Annotated in this window: 22 protein-coding genes; 10 read left to right on the plus strand and 12 right to left on the minus strand. The window is 62.1% G+C overall.

What is annotated here, in order from left to right; genetic code table 11:
* The first annotated feature begins 471 nt into the window (after window positions 1-471).
* The 3 genes from FG93_RS29945 to FG93_RS29955 all read left to right on the plus strand — a co-directional run bounded on the left by FG93_RS29945 (window position 472) and on the right by FG93_RS29955 (window position 5118).
* The gene (locus FG93_RS29945) at window positions 472-1686 is read left to right on the plus strand and encodes an MFS transporter (RefSeq protein WP_043242396.1); all 1215 of its coding nucleotides are present in this window, start codon (window positions 472-474) and stop codon (window positions 1684-1686) included.
* Window positions 1687-1759: 73 nt separating this feature from the next.
* Window positions 1760-2812 (plus strand): glycosyltransferase family 4 protein, encoded by a 1053-nt coding sequence (locus FG93_RS29950; protein ID WP_052514381.1) that lies wholly within the window; start codon window positions 1760-1762, stop codon window positions 2810-2812.
* Window positions 2813-2874: 62 nt separating this feature from the next.
* The gene (locus FG93_RS29955; RefSeq protein ID WP_043242398.1) at window positions 2875-5118 is read left to right on the plus strand and encodes a glycogen debranching N-terminal domain-containing protein; all 2244 of its coding nucleotides are present in this window, start codon (window positions 2875-2877) and stop codon (window positions 5116-5118) included.
* Between the two features lie 801 nt (window positions 5119-5919).
* Here the strand turns inward: FG93_RS29955 and FG93_RS34105 are convergent.
* A complete protein-coding gene (locus FG93_RS34105) occupies window positions 5920-6606 on the minus strand; it encodes a reverse transcriptase domain-containing protein (RefSeq protein ID WP_081882008.1) in 687 nt (228 codons plus the stop codon).
* Between the two features lie 828 nt (window positions 6607-7434).
* Between FG93_RS34105 and FG93_RS32725 the strand changes: the two genes are divergently transcribed.
* Window positions 7435-7779: a hypothetical protein gene (locus tag FG93_RS32725; RefSeq protein WP_152579702.1), complete on the plus strand. Its 345-nt coding sequence runs from the start codon at window positions 7435-7437 to the stop codon at window positions 7777-7779.
* A 589-nt stretch (window positions 7780-8368) separates the two neighbouring features.
* Here the strand turns inward: FG93_RS32725 and gcvA are convergent.
* Window positions 8369-9262: a transcriptional regulator GcvA gene (gene gcvA / locus FG93_RS29965; protein WP_200878184.1), complete on the minus strand. Its 894-nt coding sequence runs from the start codon at window positions 9260-9262 to the stop codon at window positions 8369-8371.
* A gap of 139 nt (window positions 9263-9401) precedes the next feature.
* Here gcvA and FG93_RS29970 point away from each other — a divergent pair, with 139 nt between their 5' ends.
* Complete coding sequence (locus FG93_RS29970; RefSeq protein WP_043242464.1) at window positions 9402-10106, plus strand: SDR family oxidoreductase; 705 nt, start codon at window positions 9402-9404, stop codon at window positions 10104-10106.
* A 290-nt stretch (window positions 10107-10396) separates the two neighbouring features.
* Here the strand turns inward: FG93_RS29970 and FG93_RS29975 are convergent, their stop codons facing one another.
* Window positions 10397-11137 carry a bifunctional 2-polyprenyl-6-hydroxyphenol methylase/3-demethylubiquinol 3-O-methyltransferase UbiG gene (locus FG93_RS29975; protein WP_043242403.1) on the minus strand — a complete coding sequence of 247 codons (741 nt, stop codon included), beginning with the start codon at window positions 11135-11137 and terminating at the stop codon, window positions 10397-10399.
* 579 nt (window positions 11138-11716) lie between these two features.
* Here FG93_RS29975 and FG93_RS29980 point away from each other — a divergent pair.
* Window positions 11717-12067 (plus strand): hypothetical protein, encoded by a 351-nt coding sequence (locus FG93_RS29980; protein ID WP_152579703.1) that lies wholly within the window; start codon window positions 11717-11719, stop codon window positions 12065-12067.
* A 139-nt stretch (window positions 12068-12206) separates the two neighbouring features.
* Here the strand turns inward: FG93_RS29980 and FG93_RS29985 are convergent, their stop codons facing one another.
* From FG93_RS29985 to FG93_RS30015, 7 genes are all read right to left on the minus strand, one after another.
* Window positions 12207-12662, minus strand: a complete 456-nt coding sequence (locus FG93_RS29985; RefSeq protein ID WP_161783912.1) for a Spy/CpxP family protein refolding chaperone — start codon at window positions 12660-12662, stop codon at window positions 12207-12209.
* Between the two features lie 170 nt (window positions 12663-12832).
* Window positions 12833-13417 carry a Crp/Fnr family transcriptional regulator gene (locus FG93_RS29990; RefSeq protein ID WP_052514382.1) on the minus strand — a complete coding sequence of 195 codons (585 nt, stop codon included), beginning with the start codon at window positions 13415-13417 and terminating at the stop codon, window positions 12833-12835.
* 61 nt (window positions 13418-13478) lie between these two features.
* Window positions 13479-14195, minus strand: a complete 717-nt coding sequence (locus FG93_RS29995) for an amino acid ABC transporter ATP-binding protein (protein ID WP_052514387.1) — start codon at window positions 14193-14195, stop codon at window positions 13479-13481.
* Between the two features lie 150 nt (window positions 14196-14345).
* Window positions 14346-15449 carry an amino acid ABC transporter permease gene (locus FG93_RS30000; protein WP_043242409.1) on the minus strand — a complete coding sequence of 368 codons (1104 nt, stop codon included), beginning with the start codon at window positions 15447-15449 and terminating at the stop codon, window positions 14346-14348.
* Window positions 15450-15452: 3 nt separating this feature from the next.
* Window positions 15453-16568: an amino acid ABC transporter permease gene (locus FG93_RS30005; protein WP_052514383.1), complete on the minus strand. Its 1116-nt coding sequence runs from the start codon at window positions 16566-16568 to the stop codon at window positions 15453-15455.
* A gap of 66 nt (window positions 16569-16634) precedes the next feature.
* Entirely contained in the window at window positions 16635-17663 is a 1029-nt protein-coding gene (locus FG93_RS30010) for a transporter substrate-binding domain-containing protein (protein ID WP_052514388.1), read from the minus strand.
* 37 nt (window positions 17664-17700) lie between these two features.
* Entirely contained in the window at window positions 17701-18915 is a 1215-nt protein-coding gene (locus tag FG93_RS30015; protein WP_043242418.1) for a PLP-dependent aspartate aminotransferase family protein, read from the minus strand.
* Window positions 18916-18994: 79 nt separating this feature from the next.
* Between FG93_RS30015 and FG93_RS30020 the strand changes: the two genes are divergently transcribed.
* The 3 genes from FG93_RS30020 to FG93_RS33110 all read left to right on the plus strand — a co-directional run bounded on the left by FG93_RS30020 (window position 18995) and on the right by FG93_RS33110 (window position 21302).
* Window positions 18995-19891 carry a LysR substrate-binding domain-containing protein gene (locus FG93_RS30020; protein ID WP_043242421.1) on the plus strand — a complete coding sequence of 299 codons (897 nt, stop codon included), beginning with the start codon at window positions 18995-18997 and terminating at the stop codon, window positions 19889-19891.
* Window positions 19892-20028: 137 nt separating this feature from the next.
* Window positions 20029-20997 carry a linear amide C-N hydrolase gene (locus tag FG93_RS30025; protein ID WP_081882009.1) on the plus strand — a complete coding sequence of 323 codons (969 nt, stop codon included), beginning with the start codon at window positions 20029-20031 and terminating at the stop codon, window positions 20995-20997.
* Between the two features lie 143 nt (window positions 20998-21140).
* Complete coding sequence (locus FG93_RS33110; protein ID WP_161783913.1) at window positions 21141-21302, plus strand: hypothetical protein; 162 nt, start codon at window positions 21141-21143, stop codon at window positions 21300-21302.
* A 44-nt stretch (window positions 21303-21346) separates the two neighbouring features.
* Here FG93_RS33110 and FG93_RS30030 read toward each other — a convergent pair whose 3' ends face one another.
* The gene (locus FG93_RS30030; protein ID WP_043242423.1) at window positions 21347-21580 is read right to left on the minus strand and encodes a hypothetical protein; all 234 of its coding nucleotides are present in this window, start codon (window positions 21578-21580) and stop codon (window positions 21347-21349) included.
* Between the two features lie 537 nt (window positions 21581-22117).
* A complete protein-coding gene (locus tag FG93_RS30035; protein WP_152579705.1) occupies window positions 22118-22492 on the minus strand; it encodes a hypothetical protein in 375 nt (124 codons plus the stop codon).
* 17 nt (window positions 22493-22509) lie between these two features.
* Here FG93_RS30035 and FG93_RS33115 point away from each other — a divergent pair, with 17 nt between their 5' ends.
* On the plus strand, window positions 22510-22668 hold the full coding sequence (locus FG93_RS33115; RefSeq protein ID WP_161783914.1) for a hypothetical protein: 159 nt from the start codon (window positions 22510-22512) through the stop codon (window positions 22666-22668).

The raw sequence follows: 22668 nt of genomic DNA on the forward strand, positions 1-22668 counted from the left end.
ACAACGATCCCGTCCGTTCGTCCCCACCGCGCATCCAAATCAATCCTGTGGCCGCAACCCCACGGAATCATCACACCAACCAAAAAGCCAGCGCGTTTTTCAGCAGCCTGCTAGAGCATTTTCGAGCGAAGTGGACACCGGTTCGCGTGAAGAAAATGCGATAAAACAAAGAGCTAGAGCATTTCCGCGATTCGGAGAAACACGGAAATGCTGTAGATCACGCTGCGTTTGGACGACATCTCCAAACGCAGAAAACCTGATCGACGCTCATCGTTTAGAGCATGCTTTGTGCGAAAAACCGTTGACCACTTTTCGCGGTATGCTCTGGCACGCTGGCGGTGCGGGGGCCGTGGGGCATTCCCCATGGCTCCTGCCAGCTCCAGCGCTTCATGCCGCGGCGCGGCCGAGGTCGCCGCCTGCGGCTGGGGCAGTCCTTGACATCTTTGCGGGAAAGACCGCCGCGAGGTTTCAGTGTCTTATCGGCCCAGCCTCGACTGGTTGAACTTCCTGCTGGCGGACCTGCGCGGTGGCCTTGGGCCCTACGTCAATGTGTTCCTCCTGACGGAAGTCGGATGGGATCAAGCGACGATCGGGGCTCTTCTGACCGCAAGTGGACTGATCGGGATCGCCTTTCACACTCCTATCGGCGCCTTGATCGATGCCACCCGCGCCAAGAGGGCCCTTATTGTAGGTGGGGCCTGGGCCTTGGCGATATTGGGGACTGCCATTGCGACAGTCCCGACACTCGCGGTTGTCTTCGTCGCGGATGTCAGCATGGCCCTTTTGGGAGCCGTGTTTGCGCCGACGGTTGCGGCGATCACCTTGGGACTGTTCGGCTCCCGCGGAATTTCACGGCAGCTTGGGCGCAATGCCGCGTTTGACCGCTTCGGCAATCTGTTCATCGCGGCAATTGCTGCGGTTGTTGGCACCCATTTCGGGCAACGCGGCGTCTTCTACATGCTTCCGCTGTTCGCCGGGTTGACGACGATCGCCGTCCTTTCGATCCCTGCGAGCGCCATCGATCATCAGGCAGCCCGAGGCCTCGAGGGGGCGGGCCTCGGCCAAGGCGCTCCCTATCCATGGCGGCGGTTGTTTGCCGAGCGGCCCTTTGTCGTGCTCGCGGTCGGAACCGCATTGTTCCATTTTGCCAATGCACCGATGCTGGCGCTCGCAAGCCAAAAGCTCGCCTTGGAAGCCAAGGGCTTCGAGTCTGCCGTCACGTCCGCCGCGATCATCGTCGCTCAGCTCGCAACGATCCCGATGGCTTTCCTTGTCATGCGGGCCAATCTCATCGGCGGGAAATTGCTGCTGGTCCTGGCGTTCGCCGCCGTGCCTCTGCGCGGCATCCTGTTCGCACTTGTCGATGACCCCTATTGGATGATCGGCTTCCAGCTTCTCGACGGTGTGGGAGCAGGGCTGTTCGACGTTTTGCTACCGCTCGTCCTCTATGGCGCCGTCCGTGGCAGCGGTCGCTACAACATGGCGCGCGGAATCATCGGCACGATTCAAGGCATTGGCGGTGCGTCGAGCTATGTGTTTGCCGGCAGTCTCGTGGTCTGGGCCGGATACAGCGTTGCCTTTGCCGTGCTGTCCGGAGTGGGGCTGCTCGCCCTTTTCCTGATGGTGACGGCAATGCCGGAGACCGTCCCGCGGGTCCCAGCGGAGAAGAGTATGAGCAGTCAATAATCTCGAACTTTTCCGCCAGATTGGAGTTGCTTGCTCGCCGCCTTGGCGGAATTATCCTGTTTGGAGAAATCGGATGCGGATTGCGCAAGTTGCACCGCTGTCGGAGTCGGTTCCGCCCCGAATGTACGGAGGGACGGAGCGGGTTGCGTCCTGGCTTACTGAAGAACTCGTTCGGCAAGGCCATCACGTCACTCTCTTCGCGTCGGGCGATTCAAAGACCTCGGCCGAGCTCATCGCTTGCGCACCGCAGGGGTTGCGACTTGCTGGCATTCGCGATCACACGGCGAGCCACCTTGCCATGCTTGCCAAGGTCCGGGAGCGTGCGGCGTCGTTCGACATCATCCATTTCCATCTCGATCTGCTGCAGCATGCGGTATTCACAGATCTCGCTCATAAATGCGTGACGACACTTCACGGCCGCCTGGACCTCCCCGATTTTCTTCCGGTCTATGAGGCCTATCCCCAAATGCCGCTGATATCGATTTCCGATTGCCAGCGGAATCCGATGCCGGCGACTGCGAATTGGCTGGCGACAGTCCGTCACGGATTGGGTCCGGGGCTTTGCCCGTTCGACGGGCGAGGAGGGGACTATCTGGCTTTCCTTGGGCGCATCACGCCGGAAAAACGACCGGATCGGGCGATTGAGATCGCCAAGCGTGCCGGCATGCCCCTCAAGATCGCGGCGAAGGTCGATCCTTTTGATGAGGACTATTTCAGAACCCGGATCATGCCCCTGCTCGATCATCCCTTGATCGAGTACATCGGGGAGATCGACGAGGTGCAAAAATCTGCGTTTCTCGGGGGCGCGCGTGCTCTGCTGTTTCCGATCGATTGGCCCGAGCCGTTCGGACTCGTGATGATCGAATCCATGTCGGCGGGAACGCCGGTTATCGCCTGGCGCAACGGTTCCGTGCCTGAAGTCGTCAAGGACGGCGTGTCCGGAATCCTCGTCGACACAATCGCCGAGGCTGTCGCAGCTGCCCAACACTGCGTTGCCATGGATCGCTTCGCGGTCCGGCAGCATTTCGAAAACCATTTTACCGCCGCCCGGATGGCGACGGACTATCTCGACGCCTTCGATCGATTGCTGCATTCGTCGAGGGATCCTCGAAAGGCCGCAGAATAGACGCAGAGACATGAACCAATCCGCTCGGACCTGCCTGATCTCCAGCGATGAGGAGCAGTGGGATGAATGAGCACAGCGTCAGCGAGCGCCAGATCCCGCCGCCGCAGGAAGAATTGCTCGAGCACGCCCTCGATGCCCACCCGTCGCTCGTCGAGCGTCCGCTCCGCACGCTGAAATCCGGCGAAGCCTTCGCCGTTCTCGACAGCTATGGCGACCTGGGGATCACCCCGGATACCTCCGAGGGGTTGTTCTGCAACGACACCAGGTATCTTTCGCGACTGCAGCTGTACTTCGAGGGCAAGCGCCCGCTTCTTCTCAGCTCGGTCATCCAGGACGACAACGCGTCCTTGACCGTCGATCTGGCCAATCCTGAGATTGCCCGAAAAGATGGCACCACCATCATACCGCGCGATGCGATCGCCATCGAGCGGACAAAGTTTCTCTGGAATTCCGTTTGCTATGAGCGCGTAGGCTTGCGCAATTTCGGCCGCGTTCCCTACGAATTCAAGCTTTCATTGCTTTTCGCCGCAGATTTCCGCGATCTGTTCGAAGTCAGGGGCATGAAACGAGCTCGCCGCGGCGAGGTCGATATCCTGATGTCTTCACAGATTGCACAATTCCTCTATCGCGGCCTCGACGACAGGATACGCAGAACCGTTATTCGTTTCGAGCCTGACCCGGTTCATTTGACCAAGGACTTTGCGTCCTTTCGATTCTCGCTCAAGCCGGGCGAGCGAACGTCGCTTCTCATCGCAATTGCCTGCGATATCGTTGATGCACCCACTCCTGGCAATGGGTCCGGAGCAGACGCGCCCGGCGCAGCGCCTCAAGGCTTTGCCCAGGCTTACCGGGACGCTCGCCGGGACCTGCGCGCGCTGACCTCCAACATTGCCAAGGCAGAATCGACGAATACCCACTTCACGGATCTTGTCTGTCGATCGACGTCCGATCTGTACACGCTCATGACCCGGAGTGCGGACGGAGTATATCCGTATGCTGGCATCCCGTGGTTTTCGACGATGTTCGGGCGTGACGGCATTATCACGGCAATGATGCTGCTCTGGACCGATCCCCTGGTGGCGCGGGGCGTATTGCTGCAACTGGCGAAGGCACAAGCCGTCGCGACCGACCCCCACGTCGATGCGCAGCCAGGCAAGATCCTGCATGAACGACGAAGCGGGGAGATGGCCAACCTTGGCGAGGTTCCGTTCGGTTTCTATTACGGCTCCGTGGATGCCACCCCGCTTTTCGTCATGTTGGCGGGCCAATATTTTGGTCGAACAGGTGACCGGGCCACGATCGAGCAGATCTGGCCGAACATCGAGGCCGCACTTCAGTGGTGCGACACCTTCGGCGATCGCGACGGTGACGGGTTTGTCGAATACTATCGCGAGACGGAGAACGGCTTGACCAACCAAGGCTGGAAGGACAGTCACGATTCGATTTCGCACGCCGATGGATCTTTGGCGCAGGGGCCGATCGCCCTCGTCGAGGTTCAGGCCTATGTTTATGCCGCCAAGCAAGCGGCAGCCACGATGGCGAGCGCTCTCGATCTGGGCGAGCGCGCCGACGTGTTGCGGCGTGAAGCATCGATTCTGCAGGAGCGGTTCGATCAGGCGTTCTGGTGCGAGGATATCGGCTCCTATGCGTTGGCCCTGGACGGAAACAAGCAGCAGTGTCGGGTTCGGTCTTCCAACGCCGGTCATGCTCTGTTCGGCGGCATTGCCTACTCCGCGAGGGCGGCGCAGGTCGCTCAGTCCCTGATGAGTGAAGGTGGCTTCAGCGGCTGGGGTATTCGCACGCTCAATGTCAATGAAGCCCGCTATAATCCGATGTCCTATCACAATGGCTCGGTATGGCCCCATGACAACGCACTGATCGCTCTCGGCTTCGGCAAATATGGCTTGAAAGCCGAGGCTGCACGGTTGTTTGAGGCGATCTTCGACGCGGCGATTTACCAGGAACAGCGCCGCTTGCCGGAGTTGTTCTGCGGCTTCCTGCGAAGGCGCCGGCGGGGACCGACGGCCTATCCCGTGGCCTGCTCGCCTCAGGCCTGGGCTGCCGCCGCGCCCTTTGCGATGCTGGCAGCCTGCCTTGGTCTGCAATTGCCGGCGGCGACGAATGAGGTGAGGCTAACGGATCCGATCCTGCCATCATTTCTCGAAGACGTGACAATTCGCGGACTCAGACTGGGTGCCTCACAATTCGATCTACGGGTGCATCGACACAAACGCGACGTCACGATCAATGTCCTGAAGCGATGGGAAGACAGCAACGCCCGCGTCGTGATGGTTAAAACCAAGTAAGAGGCAGCGGCCGGCCTTTGGCCGCTCGTCGGTGCCGCCGCGGGATGGTTCGGCGCAGTCCTGGGAGGAGGGCGCCGTGATGGGCAGCGCGAAATGCCCGGCTGGGGCTGGCGGCGGTCGTCCGTAAATGGCGGGCCATCTGCGCGGCGTGAGCGTCTTGGCTACATCGTCGCCGGTTTGTGGTCGGCCGGCATGCGACGCGGGTGGAGATGATCGAGGCGCTAGAGGGGTAGCACCGTTCCTTAGCGTCGGGAGAATGTCCTGTTTCGGGTAAGGGGCCAATGTCCGGACCCGACCTGTAGCCGAAGCTGGGAAGTTCGGCTTCCGGCTGAACCCTAAACGCTATCAAGCGTGCAGCCATTCGTTGGGCCACTCTATCGCTGAAAAGGCGCTCGACATTTTCTGCCAATAGGATTGGTCGATTGACTTCGAGTGGTCGAGGAGCCCTTTGACGTGTCTGTAAAGACCGGAGACAGAGTCGAATCCTCGCCGTTCAGCGTGCGCCTGAACTCCATACTCCGTCATGTAGTAAATATGCATTCGCAAGGTATCGCGGAATTTTCGCGATAGCCGGGGTTCAGGGCCGTCGACGAGGAGACCTAGTACTAACCGTCGACCACCCGGCGGGATAATTCGGGTTTTCGCGGTATTGATCCGGAAGCCCTTTGGACGGATTAGACCTGCCACCGAATGAATCAAATTTTTAGCTTGCTCTCGACTGTAGTCACCGTGAGTCGAAAAGGTCATGTCATCACTATATCTGCTATAGCGCAGGCCCACGCGCGCCGCCAACGCTTCAAGCTAGGAATCAACGTCGAACATAACGAGATTTGACAGCAAAGGGCTAGTTGGAGCGCCTTGTGGAAGAAAGCCCACATTCTGTAGATTATACGCAGAAATATTGTAGCTGCCGAGTGGACGTTTCCACGGCGCTGCCGAGTACCTTGTGCTTAAACGGGGGGCGTCTGTAACGATTCTAGCCAATTCGAACGCTACAAGCCGACAGTATCCCAGCCTTGTGAAAACATCGAATGCGTCTCGCTCACTGATCGATCCGAAGAACGCGGAGATGTCGATTTTTATTATCCATTTGGCCCCGCGGTGCTGGGCGGCACAGTCGCGGATTGATGTCTTAGTCTGAAAAGAGAAACACGCTGGATGGGCTTTGGCTTTGCTCAGAATATAAGTGTGGATCCATTTCTGAACTTGAAGCAGTTCCGCATCCGGAACACTAATCATGCGGTGGCCACGGGACCGCTTTCGAATGCGAAAGTATGTATAAAAAGGCCCGTGGCGCGCGACTATCTGCCTAATTTTGACATAACTGACGCCGCAACGCTTGGCCAAATGCGCCAGAGTAAGTACGGCGGGCACGGCCGGATTTCCGTACACAGGCCGAGCGATTTGAATAGCTGCAGTTTTCAGCAGCTCAGGATCGCGGCCTTCAGCAAGTCCATTTGTAATATAGCGTTGAGAGGACCAGGGCATCAGCTACTTTGACTTCACCGTAGGTGAATAAAGGGAAGGCCGACTCAAGGCGTACGATGGGGATAGGCTTTCCCTTTAATCGACTGCCTTGCGTCAGCTTGCTCTTAGAACTGCGGTAATCCGCGTCCCAGCAGTTGCAGCGTACAACTACCTAGGTGCCTGCCTGGCGACAGACACACACTAGCTACCCCCTAGCCCCCTCAACTGGCTCGGATAGTAATCATCAGAACCGAGTTTGGGAAGCGTCCCTTGCTTTCCACCCATGCGCCGTGCGTAGCCAAGTTCAGCATTTCCGCGGTCCGTTAGCTGCAGAGCGGGAGTCACGAATTTCCACGATATGCACCGCTCGATGATGGCTGTGCATTCCTCGTTTGTCAGACCTGATGCATGAGCAAGCGCGGAACGCTTACGCACTCGTTTCGCAATCAAGCCTAGGATCACAAGAATTGTTTGGCCCATGGGCCCTCGGCGGGAGAGTGCGCCCGACATAGCGAGGCGCGCTTGCCCGACGCCCTGCAACACGGCAGAGGCGGCTGGAACGTCCAGTTCGGGCGGAAATGCCGACGTTTCGCCAATTGAAACAGACCGGGCGGGGAACAGCGGTTTCCACGTCTTGCCGACGCCAGCCGCAGCCCAAAATATGACAGGCACGTTGTCGGGGCAGCCGTGCTAAAAGACCGGGGCCGAGCCCGTCCCGCCGTAACCTAATGGGTATCTATGGTGCTCAGTATAAGTGGCATATTTTTTTATCGCGGACAATAACATGGAGCGCTCTTGATGCCTCATCGGTAGATCATGAAAGGTAGGGCAGCCTCGCACCAATTTCGGTTGACTATCTATCAATTTAGAAACTCGCTGTTCGCCGCGATTAGTTGCGGCGTACGCGATAAGAGCAAACCTGATCAATCCAAGAGAATGCCACGACCTGATTGTGCGGTTGGCCCACAAAGCTGCATAGAACTCGGCAACACGGTCGCCGGAACCAACAAAATCATCAACCAGCACAACAAGCCGACATTTCGCGTCGTGCATCGCATTAATGCTGGGATGATTCAAAAATTGGCTCGGATGCATACGACAAAGGCCGCGTATTATTGCGGCGACACGGCCTTCGCTTCCTATATCTCCGCCCGCACCGACGGCGTCGGCCTCTTGGTCCGCGTAAAGATATGAAAGAGAAGAATCTGGCCATTCTCGCACTGCGAAAAAAGCAGTTGGTCCGGTGGCCTTAAGCGCTGTTTCGCTCAGGAGTGATGCGAGCTGCCGCTCGAACTCTATGCCGGAAACGAGGACGAGCGACTCTAACAACCGGCGCGCCAGTTCGTGATCGGCTGTGTCGAACTGGTTGATCCAGTCTTGGCCTCGCGCCGTCTCTGGAAGCCTCTGGGATAGCGTCCGAGTCAACCTCGTTGGCCTTTCAGTTTAATTTGCATGATCCACTTCTTGTCACGCCGGTCGAAACATCCTCGCGACTTCGATCTTTCCATGGCGATGACCATGGGGTAGCCAGATGCCGGTTTAATAGCAACGAGGTTGATTTGCGCGAAGTTGGTAGCAGGACAGAAGCAGGCGTCCTCAAGCTCGGCGACCGGTTGCTGACGACGCCGCTGAATTGTCTGGCTAGCGTCCCCTTGCGGGCGCTCACTAGACGTCCGCTTTCCACCCTCCTGCGACCTTCGGAACGTCTGCCAATCGGCAAGGCTGCGCGGCGCCTCCGCGAGCCGTAAGAACGGTCCTAGGCGGGCAATCCGAGGCCGTGGTCTCAGGCCCTCGTGCCCGCCTTGCTCAGCCATTCCCGCACGTCCAGGACAGCGGCCGGGTGGCGCGGCTTGCGCGGTGAGACCAGGTAGAAGTCGGCGCCAACCCGCAGTTCCGTCGTCAGGGGGCGGACAAGGCGATGGGAGGCCAGATCGTCTGTCACGAAGAACAGGCTGGCGAGGGCAAGGCCCTGGCCGGCCGCCGCGGCCTCGATGGCAAGCGAGGTCTGGTTGAACCGGATGTTCTTGCCCGATGTCGCGGCACCTCCGGGAAAGGCGAGGTCCAGAAACTGAGGCCAGAAGTCATGGGAGTCATGCAGCAATGCGTAATGCCTGAGATTCTCCGGTCGTTCCGGTGGCCCCAGTTTCTCGATCAGCAGCGGACTTGCGACAGCGACGACCACCTGTTCGAACAGAAGATCGGCGATCAGGCCGGGCCCGAAGGGCGGACGGCCGTAACGCACCGCCAGATCCACCGCGTCGGTCTGGAAATTGGAGATCCGGTCGGTCGCCAGGATCCGCAGGTCGATATCGGGATGCGCCTCGGTGAAACCAGGCAGCCGCGGAATCAGAAAGCGTGATGCGAAGGAAGGCGTCACGCTGATGGTCAAGTGTCGTGGTTCGGGTTTCAGGGCATGTGTCGCCTCGACGATCAGCTCAAAGGCGCGGCCGATCGTGCCGACATAGCTGCGCCCGGCTTCGGTGAGCGCAAGCGTTCGCGTGTGGCGCTCGAACAGCTTCAGACCAAGGGCAGCTTCCAGACCGCGCACCTGCTGCGCCACGGCACCCTGCGTCACGCCCAATTCATCGGCCGCGAGCCGGAAGTTCAGATGCCTCGCCGCGACCTCGAAGGCACGCAGCGCGTTCAGCGGGGGAAGTCGCCGGATACCATCAGCCATTCGATAGTTTTTCTACTGGATAGAGGGCGTCGTTCTGGTTCGTGGCCTTGCGTTGCCGATGCTATCAGTTTGCCGTTGCCTGCAACAGATTGTGCGCGTTCGCGCCAATTCCCCAAATTTCATGACCAAGGAGACGACCATGCCGGCAGAAAAAGTGGCCATCGTGACGGCGGGCGGCAGTGGCATGGGGGCGGCTTCGGCCCGGCGCCTGGCCGCTGACGGGTTCAAGGTGGCGATCCTGTCCTCTTCGGGAAAGGGCGAGACGCTGGCGCAGGAACTCGGTGGCTTTGGCGTCACCGGATCGAACCAGTCCAATGACGACCTGAAGCGCCTGGTGGATGGCGCGGTGGATCGCTGGGGGCGGATCGACGTGCTGGTGAACAGCGCCGGCCACGGGCCGAGAAAGCCGATCCTCGAACTGACCGACGAGGACTGGCACGCCGGAATCGAGGTCTATTTCCTGAACGCGGTGCGGCCGGCCCGGCTGGTCACGCCGGTGATGCAGCGCCAAAACGCAGGCTCGATCATCAATATCTCGACGGCCTGGGCTTTTGAGCCGAGCGCGATGTTCCCGACCTCGGCCGTGGCGCGGGCAGGCCTCGCCTCCTTCACCAAGGTCTTCGCCGACACCTACGCGGCCGAGAACATCCGCATGAACAACATCCTTCCCGGCTGGATCGACAGCCTTCCGGCCACCGAGGAACGCCGTGAGGGCGTGCCGATGCGGCGCTATGGCACCAGCGAGGAAATCGCGGCGACGGTCTCGTTTCTTGCCTCTGAAGGAGCGGCCTACATCACGGGTCAGAACCTGCGTGTCGACGGCGGCGTCACGCGGTCGGTATGACCAGATGAAGACATCCGCGGTTCTTGCGTCCTGCTTCCTCGGCCTGGTCTGGGGAAGCAACTTCATCTTCGTGAAATGGGCCGCAGCGCATCGCCGTCATCACCCTGATCGAGGATCATGGCGAGGCCACATGGGTTACGGTCTTCGGGACCGCCGATGCAAACCCGAAAGGGCTGGATCATCGGGTTGCGCAGCCGCTCGAGAGCGGCCGGGCGCCCAACCATTCGCGACCTCGTCCGCAACGGAACCGGCCCCGTTGCGGACAGGGTCTTGCCAATGGCCGCTGCCGCTCAGTCGGTCGCTGAGCGCTCCGCGGAGAGCAGCAGCATCATCGGCCGCTCGCATTCCTCCGCCAGGGCAGGGCTCTCGGCGATCTGATCGGCTGTCGGGGCGAATTCCTCGACATGGCGGATCGAAAAACCCGTGGCGATCAGGCTGTTGAGTGTCGTCGCGAGCGTCCGGTGATATTTGAGCACGCCGTCGGTGAACCAATTGGTCCGGCGCTCGCCTTCGATCGCGTAGCGGTTCACCGGCCAGGTCTTGCGGCCGTCCTCGTCGGTCCACCAGCGTGGCTGCACGGCGGCCATGTAGATCGGATGTTCGATCGTGAACACGAACTGCGAGCCTGGCGCCAGCGAGCGATGCACCATGCGCAGCAGGCGCCCGAAATCGGCGATATAGTGGAAGGTGAGCGCGCTGAAGGCGAAGTCGAACGCAGCCGGCGGCAGGTCCAGCAGCTCGAGATCCGCGATTGCGTACGTGACGCCCGAGTCGGAGGTATCCGCGATCGCCCGCGCGATCATCTTCTCGGAGACGTCCAATCCGAGCACGGACTGAGCGCCGTGCTCGCGCGCCCAACGGGCAAACCAGCCGAAGCCGCAGCCCAGATCGACGACGCGCTTGCCCGTCAGGGCGGGCAGCATGGCACGGATCGCGGGCCATTCCGGCGCCCCGGCGAGACCATGCACCTGCCGGGGAAGCTGGCTGTAGCCGGCGAAGAATTCGGGGTTGTCATAGATGTTCTGTGCCAATGCTTTCACTCCATCAAGATCCGATGGACGAGGCACAGGCATGAAAATGGCCCCGTCCGTTTCCGGCGAGGCTGCGGGGGCGCGATACGCGTGAGTCAGCGCGGCGATCGGCTTCCCTGCATCCCGCCTGTTGGGATGCCGGCAACCCGGGCAACGATATGCGTATCCGTCTCGACCATGACGGATGTATCGGAAATGGCACCGTGCCTGTCAACGCCGCAGCGCTTGTCAAACGGATGCCCGCAAGTTGAGAGTTTGACGCGAGCGGACTTCGCGACGGTCCCTCATCCCGGCAAAAGGATCGCAGGTTCCGCTCCGCCGATCTCGCCAGCCTGCCAGTTATCGTCATCCCGGTGAACCGGGCTTGCTGGGGTCGCCGCTTTGGAGCCGATCAGATGTGAACCCTTTCACTCAGGCGGCGCCTTCCCATATCTTTTCTGGGCCAAACCGTGGGGAGGCCGAGCCGATTTCAGGCACTTGACCTCATTCGGCTGATACCGAAATCGCGTCCCGGCTCCAGCGAAGTTCGAGCTCATCACTCTCGCAATCCCACGAGAGAGGGTGCTGCTGGAGGGGGCCATGGACATTTCACCGTTACCCCTCGTTTTGCTCGGGGCCTCGCTAACAATCCTTGCTTCTGCTGGCCCGATAGAGGCCCACCCGGGCGGCGCTTCGTTGACCGCAGCTGAAATCACCTTCGCAATCAAGGGCAAGATCTGCACGACGAAGGCCGGAGCGAAATTCTCCTTCGGTGTCGATGGAACTTACATCTATGATGGCTTGTGGCAGAGCCATGGGAGCTACGCCGTCGACGCGGATTCCATCACGGTAACGTTTGCCAATGGCCTGAGACGGTCCTTTGCGATCTCGGTCAGAGACGGTATTTTTTACTTGGAGAAAACGGCCATATTCTGTGCAACAGAAGGTTAGAGCATTTTCGAGCGAAGTGGACACCGGTTCGCGTGAAGAAAATGCGATAAAACAAAGAGCTAGAGCTTTTCCGCGATTCGGAGAAACACGGAAATGCTCTCGCGGCCGTTTCGTAGGTGATCCCTATTTTCAGTGACCCTCAATGCTTGACCGCGTGGCCGCTGTGTTTCGAGGGCGCTTTGATTTCGGAATAGCCGCGCAAGGCATCGTATCGAGCGATCTGTTCAGGGGTGAGCAATGCCGCCGTTTCCAGGTGCGCTTCGAGATGCACTCTCCGTAACGTCCCTTGCCCGGCGCCAAGACGCGCCGTCAGCTCAGCCAATCCTGCGGGATTGATCGTCCGCCCCGCGAAGGCCGCATCGAGTTCGCCTTCGAGTGCCAGAATTTCAGCTCCGATCTGCTTGGCTTTAGCGCTCATGCGCGCCATCGACGCCTCCAGGCCCCGGCGCTGCTCCGCCGTCAGACTGAGGTCCTGCGCCAGGTCAAGGCTGTGACTGGGGCCGGGATAGTGGTTGAGTTCGGCGGATTTCGCCAAGCCCATGCCGCGTCCCTGCACGAGATCGTCGACCTCCTTGGCCGAGAGCGCCTTGACCACGCGGCGCTCCTCGCCTGCATAGGGGCTCGCTGTCTGCGCCGCGGTCGAGGCCGCTGTCGCGGTCAGCGCGCAAAGACACAGCAGCGATCCAGCGGTTCTGCGTTTCATCATCGGGCGTCTCCTTCGCGCACTTGATAGCGCACCGACGCCGGCACGCGACATGATCGCAATCATGTCAGCGTGATGCTGTCCTCTCCGCGGCGAACCGCGCCCTCGGCCTCGAGCTGCGCCAGCGTCCGGTAAAGCGCCTCCGGTGTGAGTCCGATTGCCGCTGCGACATCCTTGAGCCTGCCGTCGATCGAGATCGTGCGGCCGTCGCGACCGGCTCGTGCCACGAGGTAGGCCAGAACGCGCTCACGCGCCGAACGGATGTCGCGCAGGGTCAAGGCCGCTCTAAGGTCCATGACCTGTCGAGCAAGGTCGGCCATCAGATCCATCGTCGCGCTGGTGTTGGCCTGCAACAGCGTCAGCACCGCCGCCTTGGGGAAGCAGGCAACCGAACTTTCGATCAGGGCGACGGCGTCGCAATGATAGGTTTCGGCAAAGAGGGACGCCTCGGCGAAGCGCTCGCCCGGCCCCGCGACGAACAAGGCCGTCTCACGCCCACCAGCGCTAAAGCGCACGAGGCGCATCCTGCCGCTCCGGACAAGGAAGAAGCCGCGGGCGGCATCTCCGGCCGCGAACAGCGTTTCGCCGGCCGCCAGTTCGCGGATGACCGGTTTCACTCCCATCAGGACAGTGTCAGGCAACGTCATCGGCGCAGTCTCGCCCGCCAGCGCCGATTTTCAAGCAAGGGATCGATGCCGGGCGCAGGCCTCAATGCAGGATCTGGCTGAGGAAGAGCTTTGTGCGTTCGTGCTGCGGATTCCCAAAGAACGCGTTGGGCTCGTTCATCTCGACGACCTGGCCGGCATCCATGAAGATGACGCGGTCGGCGACCTGGCGGGCAAAGCCCATCTCGTGGGTGACGCAGAGCATGGTCATGCCCTCGTCGGCCAGGCTCACCATGGTGTCGAGCACCTCCTTGACCATCTCGGGGTCGAGCGCCGAGGTCGGCTCGTCGAACAGCATGATCTTCGGGCTCATGCAGAGCGAGCGCGCGATCGCGACGCGCTGCTGCTGGCCGCCCGAGAGCTGGCCCGGATATTTCAGCGCCTGCTCCGGAATCTTGACGCGGCTGAGATAGTGCATGCCGATCTCCTCGGCATCCTTCTTCGGCATCTTGCGCACCCAGATCGGGGCGAGCGTCAGGTTCTCCAGGATCGTCAGATGCGGGAACAGGTTGAAGTGCTGGAAGACCATGCCGACATCGCGGCGGATCTCGTCGATCTTCTTGAGATCATTGGTCAGCTCCGTGCCGTCGACGATGATCTGGCCCTTCTGGTGCTCCTCGAGCCGGTTGATGCAGCGGATCATCGTCGACTTGCCCGAACCGGACGGGCCGCAGATCACCAGCTTCTCGCCGCGCGCCACCTTCAGGTTGATGTCGCGCAGCACGTGGAACTCGCCATACCACTTGTTGACCCCGACCATCTCGACGGCCGTGTCGGTGTTCAGGGAGGTCTGCTTCAGCGCCGCCGGCGCCGGCGTCTGGTCGATGGTCCGGGCGGTCTTCGCCGGGGCTGCGGTCATGGCTGGCTCCTTAAAGCATCGGCCCGAAAAGTGGATTGCGGTTTTCGGGATCTAGTGAGCGGTGGGTCCGCGACGCTCGAGAAAATCGGCGAAGCGGGCGAATGAAAAGGACAGGGCGAAGAAGATCGCGCCGATGAACAGGAAGGTCTCGGCGGCGGGCGAGGGCCAGGCTGGATCGGCGAGCGCCGCCTTGCCGGAGCTGATCAGGTCGAACAGGCCGACCACCAGCACCAGGCTGGTGTTCTTGATCATGACGATGATGGTGTTGGCCAGGGCCGGGATCACCACCCTGATCGCCTGCGGCAGGATGACGAGATACTGGGTGCGCCAGAACGGCAGGCCGAGCGCGGCCGCGGCCTCATATTGCCCCTTGGGGATGGCCTGCAGGCCGCCGCGAATGACTTCCGCGAGGTAGGCCGCGGCAAAGATCGTGAGAGCGACGAGAGCGCGCACGAATTTGTCGGGCAGCAGCGCCTCCGGCAGGAAGAGCGGCAGCATGATCGATGCGACGAAGAGGATCGAGAGCAGCGGCAGCCCGCGCACGGATTCGATCGTGACCACCGCCCCGATCCTGACCGCCGGCATGGTCGAGCGCCGCGCCAGAGCCAAGAGGATGCCGAGCGGGAAGGCGATCCCGATCGCGACGACGGTCAGGATCAGGGTCACCGGCAGGCCGCCCCAGGACGAGGTCGGCACCTCGCTGAGCCCGAGGCCGCCGCCCATCAGCCAGACGATCAGCGCAAGCGCCGCGATCCAGAGCGGCACCAGCCGCGGCGTCCAGCTCGCCGGCCGCACCGACCAGGCGAGCAGCGCCACGATCATCAGGCAGACCAGGGCCGGCCGCCAACGCTCGTCGAACGGATAGATGCCGAACAGCAACTGGCCCGACTTGGCATGGATGAAGCTCCAGCAGGCACCGCTCGCCAGGCGGCAGGCATTCGGATCGGGATCGAGCAGCACGGCGTCGATCACCAGCCAGCGCAGCATCGGCGGCACCACGAGGATCAGCAGGGTGCCGAAGACCAGCGTGAGCGCGGCGTTCAGGGGCGAGCCGAACAGAAGCCTGGCGCCCCTGAGGAAGGAAGCCAGGAGCGACGCCAGCCAGGCCTGGGGTGGCGCGGTCTCGCTGGGGAGTGGCAGTGAAATGCTTTTCACGGTTCAACGTTCCACGATGGCGATGCGGCGGTTGTACCAGTTGGCCGCGCTCGACAGGCTCAGGTTGAGGGCGAGATAGACGCCCAGGATGATGAAGACACCTTCGATCGAGTGGCTGGATTTGCTGATGATCGTGTTCATCACCGCAAGGAAATCCGGATATCCGACCGCGATCGCAAGCGTCGAATTCTTGACGACATTGATGTATTGGCTGTTCATCGGCGGAACGATCACGCGCAGCATTTGCGGGACCACGATCAGTCGCAGGATTTTTGCCCGCGAGAGGCCAAGCGAACGGCCGGCATCCCACTGGCCCGAACCGACGGAGAGGACGCCGCCGCGCACGATCTCGGCGATGAAGCCGGTGGTGTAGAGCGTCAGTCCGAACAGGATCGTGCTGAGCTCCGGCGTCAGCTCCAGCCCGCCGCGGAAATTCGAGCCGGTGAAGACCGGCCAGTCGATCGAGGCCTCGATATCGGCGAGCCAGAGGCCGAGCAGCAGCACGCCGGCCGCACTCCATCCAAGCCCGGAGCGGAGCCTGCGAGCCGGGCCGGCAAGCCAGGCGGATGCGAGCAGCAGAAGCGCCAGCAGGATCAGGCCGAGGCCTGTGCTGTCCAGTTCGAACCGGAGGGCCGGGACGACGAAGCCGCGCATCGAGGCAAAGACGCCGGGAACCGGATTGAGCGCCTCGCCGACCGGCGGCAACACCTTCCACCACAGCGAGTACAGGAAGATCAGCAGCACGATCGGCGGCGAATTGCGCGCGATCTCGACCCAGACCCGGCAGGTGCCGGCCGCCAGCGGGTTACTGCTCAGCCGGGTCACGCCGACGATCAGCCCGAGCACCGATGAGAAGGCGATGACGAGCGCGGAAATGAAGATGGTGTTCACGAGCCCGACCACGATCGCCCAGTAATAGGGATCGCGCGACTTGTAGGAGAGCAGCGCCTCGGAGATGACGATCCGGGACGGCATCGTCAGGAAGTCGAAGCCGATCGGGATGCCGCGGGCCTGCAGGTTCGCGAAGGTCGTGCTGACGAGAAGGCTTGCGCATCCGATCACGGACGCGACCAACGCGCATTGAATGAAGATCGATCTGGCTCTGGCGTCGCTAAGCATGCCACCCTCCCGGTCCCAAAACGTCAAAGAAGAGGGGAGCGCTCGTCGCGCTCCCCTGGAAGGCGCCTAGTCCCACGGGAACGGGTAGTTCAGCCCGCCATCCTTCCAGAGCGCATTCAGGCCGCGCTCGACCTTGAGGGGGCTGTTCTTGCCGAGATTATTGTCCCAGATCTCGGCGTAGTTCCCCATCTGCTTGATGATGGTGTAGACCCACTTGTCCTCGAGCCCGAGCGGCTTGCCGAAGCCCGGCTCCTGGCCGAGCACCCGTTTGACCTCGGCGTTTCCGGTCTTGAGTTTCTCGTCGACATTCCTGGACGTGATGCCGTTCGACTCCGCCCAGAGCAGGGCGTTCACTGTCCAGCGCACGACGTCGAAAAGCTGGTCGTCGCCACGCGCGACCGCGACGCCATTGGGCTCCGCCGCGTGACCGACCTTGATGATGTCGTAGTCGTCCGGGTTCTTCGCGACCGAGGCGCGCTGCCCCGCCGCTGCGGTGCCGTCCGTGACATAGGAGTCGCAGCGCCCGCCGAAGAAGGCGTCGCGCGCCTGGATCGTCGAGTCGAAATAGACCTTCTTCATCGAGATGTTGTGTTCCTCCTCCGTCTCCTCGATCGCCTTCTCGGTCAGGCTGCCGCCGCCCTGCAGGCAGACCGTCTTGCCGTCGAGCTGCTTGGGATCGGTGATCTTGTCGGCCTTGCGCACGAGCAGGCCATCAGTGTCGTAGAGGTTGATCCAGACGAAGCGGACGACCGTGTCGCGGCTATAGGTGATGGTCGAGGTGCGCGAGAGCACGTCGATCTCGCCGGTCTGCAGGGCAGGGAAGCGCTGGCCCGCATTGAGCGGCACGTAGCGGATCTTGTCCTTGTCGCCGAGAATGGCTGCCGCGAAGGTGCGGCAGATATCGGAGTCGAAGCCGCGATAATAACCCTTCTCGTCCGGGCGGGAGAGGCCCGGAACACCTTGGCTCGCGCCGCAGCTGAGATAGCCGCGCTGCTTGATCTTGTTCACGACGCTTTGCGCGGACACCTCGCCAATGCCCGCCGCCAGGCCGGCAATGGCGCAAGCCGCCCCGGCCAATGTCTTCAATCCTGTCATCATCCCCTCCGTTCTCTTGTTGTGAAATGGATCGTGGTCATTCCGCAGCCCGGCCACTGGCCTGGGCTGCCTCGGGCTCTCCCGCTGCGGAGAAGAGCGCGAAGGCTGCAGCAAGATCGGCGATGAGGTCGTCGAGCGCCTCGAGACCGATCGAGAGGCGCCAGACCGGCCCCGGCGGCAGCCAGTCCAGGCTCGTCCTGCCTTTTCGCGGGTCGCTGACGGCAATCAGCGAATGCACGCCGCCCCAGCTCGCACCCAGCCGCAGCAGGCGCATGCGGCGCAGCGCTTGCGCCTGCAACGGGGCGAGATCGGCCCGGAGCACAAGTGAGAACACGGCAGCCGATCCGGCGAAGTCGCGTTTCCAAAGCGCGTGGCCGGGGTGGTCGGGCAGGCTCGGATGCAGGATCCGGACGACCTCGCTGCGGGCCGACAGCCACGACATCACGCCCTGCGCCGTGTCGGCCGCGTGACGCATTCTGATCGGCATGGTCATCAGCCCGCGTTCGCACAGCGCGCAATCCTCGGGCGAGACGCCGTAGCCGAGGAAGCGCGCCGTGTCCTTGAGCTGGCGGAACAGCGCCTCGTCGCGCACCGCGAGCGAGCCCATCAGCAGGTCGCCATGGCCGCCGGCATGTTTCGACAGCGCCTGCATGCTGATATCGACGCCATGCGCGAGCGGCTTGAACAGCAGATGCGACGCCCAGGTGTTGTCGGCAGCAACCAGCGCCCCGACCTTGCGTGCGGCTGCGACGATGGCGGGCACGTCCTGCACTTCGAAGGTGGCCGAACCCGGAGACTCGACCCAGACCAGGCGGGTCCGCGCATCGAGCAGCGCTGCGATGCCGGCGTCGAGCCGCGGCGCATAGAAGACTGCCTCGACACCGAGCGGCCCGAGCAGACGGGCGATCATGTCGCGCGCCGGGCCGTAGAGCGTCTCCGGCACCAGGACCCGGTCGCCGCTGCGGCAGACCGCCATCGTCGCCAGCGTCAGGGCCGCCATCCCGGAGGGGACGACGAGCGCGCGCCGTCCGCCTTCGAGCTGGGCGATATGGTCCTCGAGCTGGCGGCTCGTCGGCGTGCCGTAGAGCCCGTAGCTGAAGCCGTCATAGACCCGCTCGGCCCGGCGCTCAAACGCTTCGAGATCGTCGAAGACGATGGTCGAGGCGCGCTCGATCGGCATGGCGACGGCCCGGAAGGGCTCCTGCGAACGGCCGGGCGGATGGATATGGGAGGTGTCGTCGCTTGGTTTCATGCGCAGACCCTAGCGAGGCTACCCATTGCCATCTATGGCCGCAGCGATAGAGTTGATCCGTTTTTGATATGGACTAGCCATGAACCTGCGCGATATCGACGTCTTCAACGCGATCATGATCAGCGGCGGAGCGGGCGCGGCGGCGACCCTGCTCGACACGTCGCAACCGGCCATCAGCCGCTCCCTGGCGAAGCTCGAGGCGGAATTGGGCTTCAGCCTGTTCGACCGCATTCGCGGCCGGCTCGTGCCGACGCGGGAAGGGCAGCTCTTTCATGCCGAGGTCAGGGCCAATCTGGTCGGGCTCGATCGTCTCAAGCTGCGCGCCGCCCAGATCAAGGAGGTCGGGGCCGGCGCCATTCGCGTCGCCAGCCTCTCGGCCCTCGGCCACGGCGTGGTGCCTCGCGCCATCGCGGCCTTCTCGCGCAAGCATCCGCAGGTGCGCGTCAGCTACCAGGTCCGGACCTCCAATGTCGTGCGGGACCTGATCGCCTCCGGCAGTTTCGACATCGGGCTCGCCGCCGACGAGATCGACACCAGCGGCGTGCTGCACAGCGTCTTCACCACGCCGCGGGCCGTCTGCGTGATGCCGGAGCGCCACCGCCTGGCGCAGCGTTCGGTGATCACGCCGGCCGATCTCGATGGCGAGGCCTTCCTGGCCCTGGCGCCGGAGGACACGGTCCGCCTGGCGATGGACCGCATCTTTGCCGAGCACGCCGTGCAGCCGCGCATCCGGGTCGAGACGCCCTATGGCGTGACGATCGCGATTCTCGCCGCGCAAGGGCTCGGCATCGGCCTGGTCAATCCCTTCGTCATTGCCGATCGCATGATCGGCGGCATCGCGGTGCGCCCCTTCGAGCCATCGGTCCATTTCCGGGCGCTGCTCCTGCGCCCGCCCGACGGCGCGAATTCACGGCTCGTCGCGGATTTCACGAGCGAACTCTTCGCCGTTCGAAACGCGTTCTCGGTCGCCGATTGAGGGGCGGCCAGCAGACGTTCCGAAGGGCGCAGGAGAGTGGTGGGAACCGGAAGTTGCTGAAAGCCGCAAACACAGAGTATCGGTGCCTTTGCATGTCGGCAGCGGACCGACTGTGAGTGCCCGGGGAGGTGACGGATATGTGCACGCGGATCATGTTCCAAGGCGACAAGGCCGTGATGACCGCGCGCTCGATGGATTGGAGCCGAGATCTAAAGAGCAATCTCTGGGTCTTTCCGCACGGCATCGCCCGCGACGGCCAGGTCGAGAGGAATCCGCTCAAATGGACCTCGAAATACGGCAATATCGTTGCGGCAGCCTTCGATATCGGAACCACCGACGGCATGAACGAGAAGGGGCTGACGGCCAATCTGCTCTGGTTGGCCGAGTCGAAATATCCGGAATGGGATGGCAGCAAGCCCGGCATCTCGATCGCTGTCTGGACTCAATATGTCCTCGACAATTTCGCCACGGTTCAGGAGGCGGTCGAGGCCATGCGGGCGGAGGGCTTTGTGATTGTCACCGGCGGCTTCCCCGGCCAGGAGGAGCTCAAGGCGGCACTGCACCTGTCGATCTCCGATCCCTCCGGCGATAGCGCGATTTTCGAGTTCATCGACGGTAAGCTGGTGGTTCATCACGGCCGTACCTTCCCGGTCATGACAAACTCTCCGGTCTTCGATGAGCAACTGGCGCTCAATGTCTATTGGCAAGGAATCGGTGGCTCCGTGATGCTACCGGGCAGCAGTCGCGCCGCCGATCGCTTCGTACGAGCCTCCTACTATGCGAGCATCTTGCCTAAGAACGGCGAGGCGAACGCAGCGCTCGCCGGCTTGCTCAGCGTCATCCGCAATGCCTCGGTGCCGATTGGTGTCGCGACTGCGGGGCAGCCCAATATCTCCTCGACATTGTGGCGTTCTGTCTCCGACCAGACCAACCAAGTCTACTATTTCGAGACCGCGCACACGCCGAACACCTTCTGGGTCGACCTGAAAAAGTTCGACCTGTCGGCCGGCGCCGGAACACGCAGGCTCGAACTGACCGGCGGCCAGATCCATGCCGGCGAGGTCTCCAGCCAGTTCAAGCCGGCCGAACCCTTCAAGATCCGCTGAAGCTTTCGTCTGCAACGGGTCGAACCCCCCGTTGGCCGCTTTCCTCGCCAAGGGTTGGCAGACCCGCCGCAGGAGCTGCGCTTCGACGCCATGCGGGGGGGCATCCGGAAATTCTCAATTTCACCGTAACGAAGCTGAAGCAGATGATCATCAGTGGCGACGCCGATGAGGGCGCGGTTGTGTTCCTGGAAACAGACAATGAGATCACACTCGAACCTGTGATCGGGCCCGACGTTCTGGCTGCTTTGGAAGTGGTTCTCGTCAAGGCTGCCGCTGTTCACGCGAAGCATCACCCCGTTCGGTGATCCTGCTGGTCGGGCTCGGACCGCGCACGCAGACGCGGTTGGGCCTATTGGCTGGTTTGGGGCACCTTGGCGTCTTCTTCCATGTGCACGGCGATGAATGCATGCGCGAACCGCTCGTTCTGAAAGCGGATCATCAGCACGCAATCCTCGATTATTGGGGGAACAACCTGGTAGGGGATGCTCCACTCGCCAAGCCAGTCCTCCATCTTCTGAAGTCGAGGCAGAAATTGGCGTCCCGTAATGGAAATCAGGACGTAGCCAAGCAGCTTCACAGGCATCGCATTTCACAATGGTTTGCGGTGAATCAATCATCTTGGCGGCGGCCTGCGTTTTGCCCTCGTCCCGGATCTCACTCTGGCACAAAGGGCCCGCGGCGGCTTCCGGCGGGCCAAGTGTGGGTTCCTGGATAGTCTGGGGAAGGAAACGCCCTGACAGCATCCGGGTTCCATGCGTGAAAAGCCGGTGACCCGGGGCGCGGCTGGACGCGAGCTTTGGGAGGCAGCTTTGGGAGGCATGACTCTATCCGCTCCGGCATGGAGACTTCGAAGAGAGATGGCGCCTGCCGGGAATCTTTCGCACGCGAAAGGGCTGCTCCGGGCCGTAGGCCGTGCTGCCCTTAGGCTAGTGGAAGGATGGCCAGCACGTAGAGAAAACGAACGGTTCCGATCGGCGATCAAAGCCCAAAGCCCCGCCGGTTCCGGGGGAGGAATTGCGGCGGGGCTCCCAGGCTGCGACGGCGCCGGATGTGGGACGACGCCACCACGCATAGCGAACCCATGGCGAAGCGCCGAGTTCCGCGGAATATCCGTAATTTGTCAGGGTTTTTTTGGGATTACCGTCTGCCGTTCGAGAGGGTCAGCCATGGCGGTCTCATCGAAGCGCAGGACGGCCAATTCGGCGAGTTCGAACGAATGGCCCGCCGACCACAAACCAGCGATGATGTAGCCAAGACGCTCACGCTGGCCGACGGCGTTCAATGGGTCGAATGATCCTCGCGCCTCGATCTCGCTCCAAGCCTTCTCGAACTCCGCCGCAATCACGGCGAGTTCTTCAGGCGTGGCGACGATCGAACGGAATGGCATCGCTTCCCCCTGCGATGCGCAATTTAGAACTTCTTGAATAAACGTAAAATGAACACGCACAGCAAGCCCCCGCCGAATGCGGCTCCGCAATAGGGCATCGTTGCCCATCACCGATCCTGCTGGCCATGCGGGAGGCGCAGCGCGCCGAGTTTCTCGTCGGCATTCCGGGCGCGCTCGACCGCGAAAGCAAAGGGGTCAAGGGCGTTCGCGGAGAGGCCGCCGTCGCCGGGCTGAAAATCGATATCGAGCGGTTGCGGCCGATTGGCGCGGCGCCGATCAGGTGA

It is taken from the genome of Allobosea sp. LC85, from assembly GCF_000735605.1.
Lineage (GTDB): Bacteria > Pseudomonadota > Alphaproteobacteria > Rhizobiales > Beijerinckiaceae > Allobosea.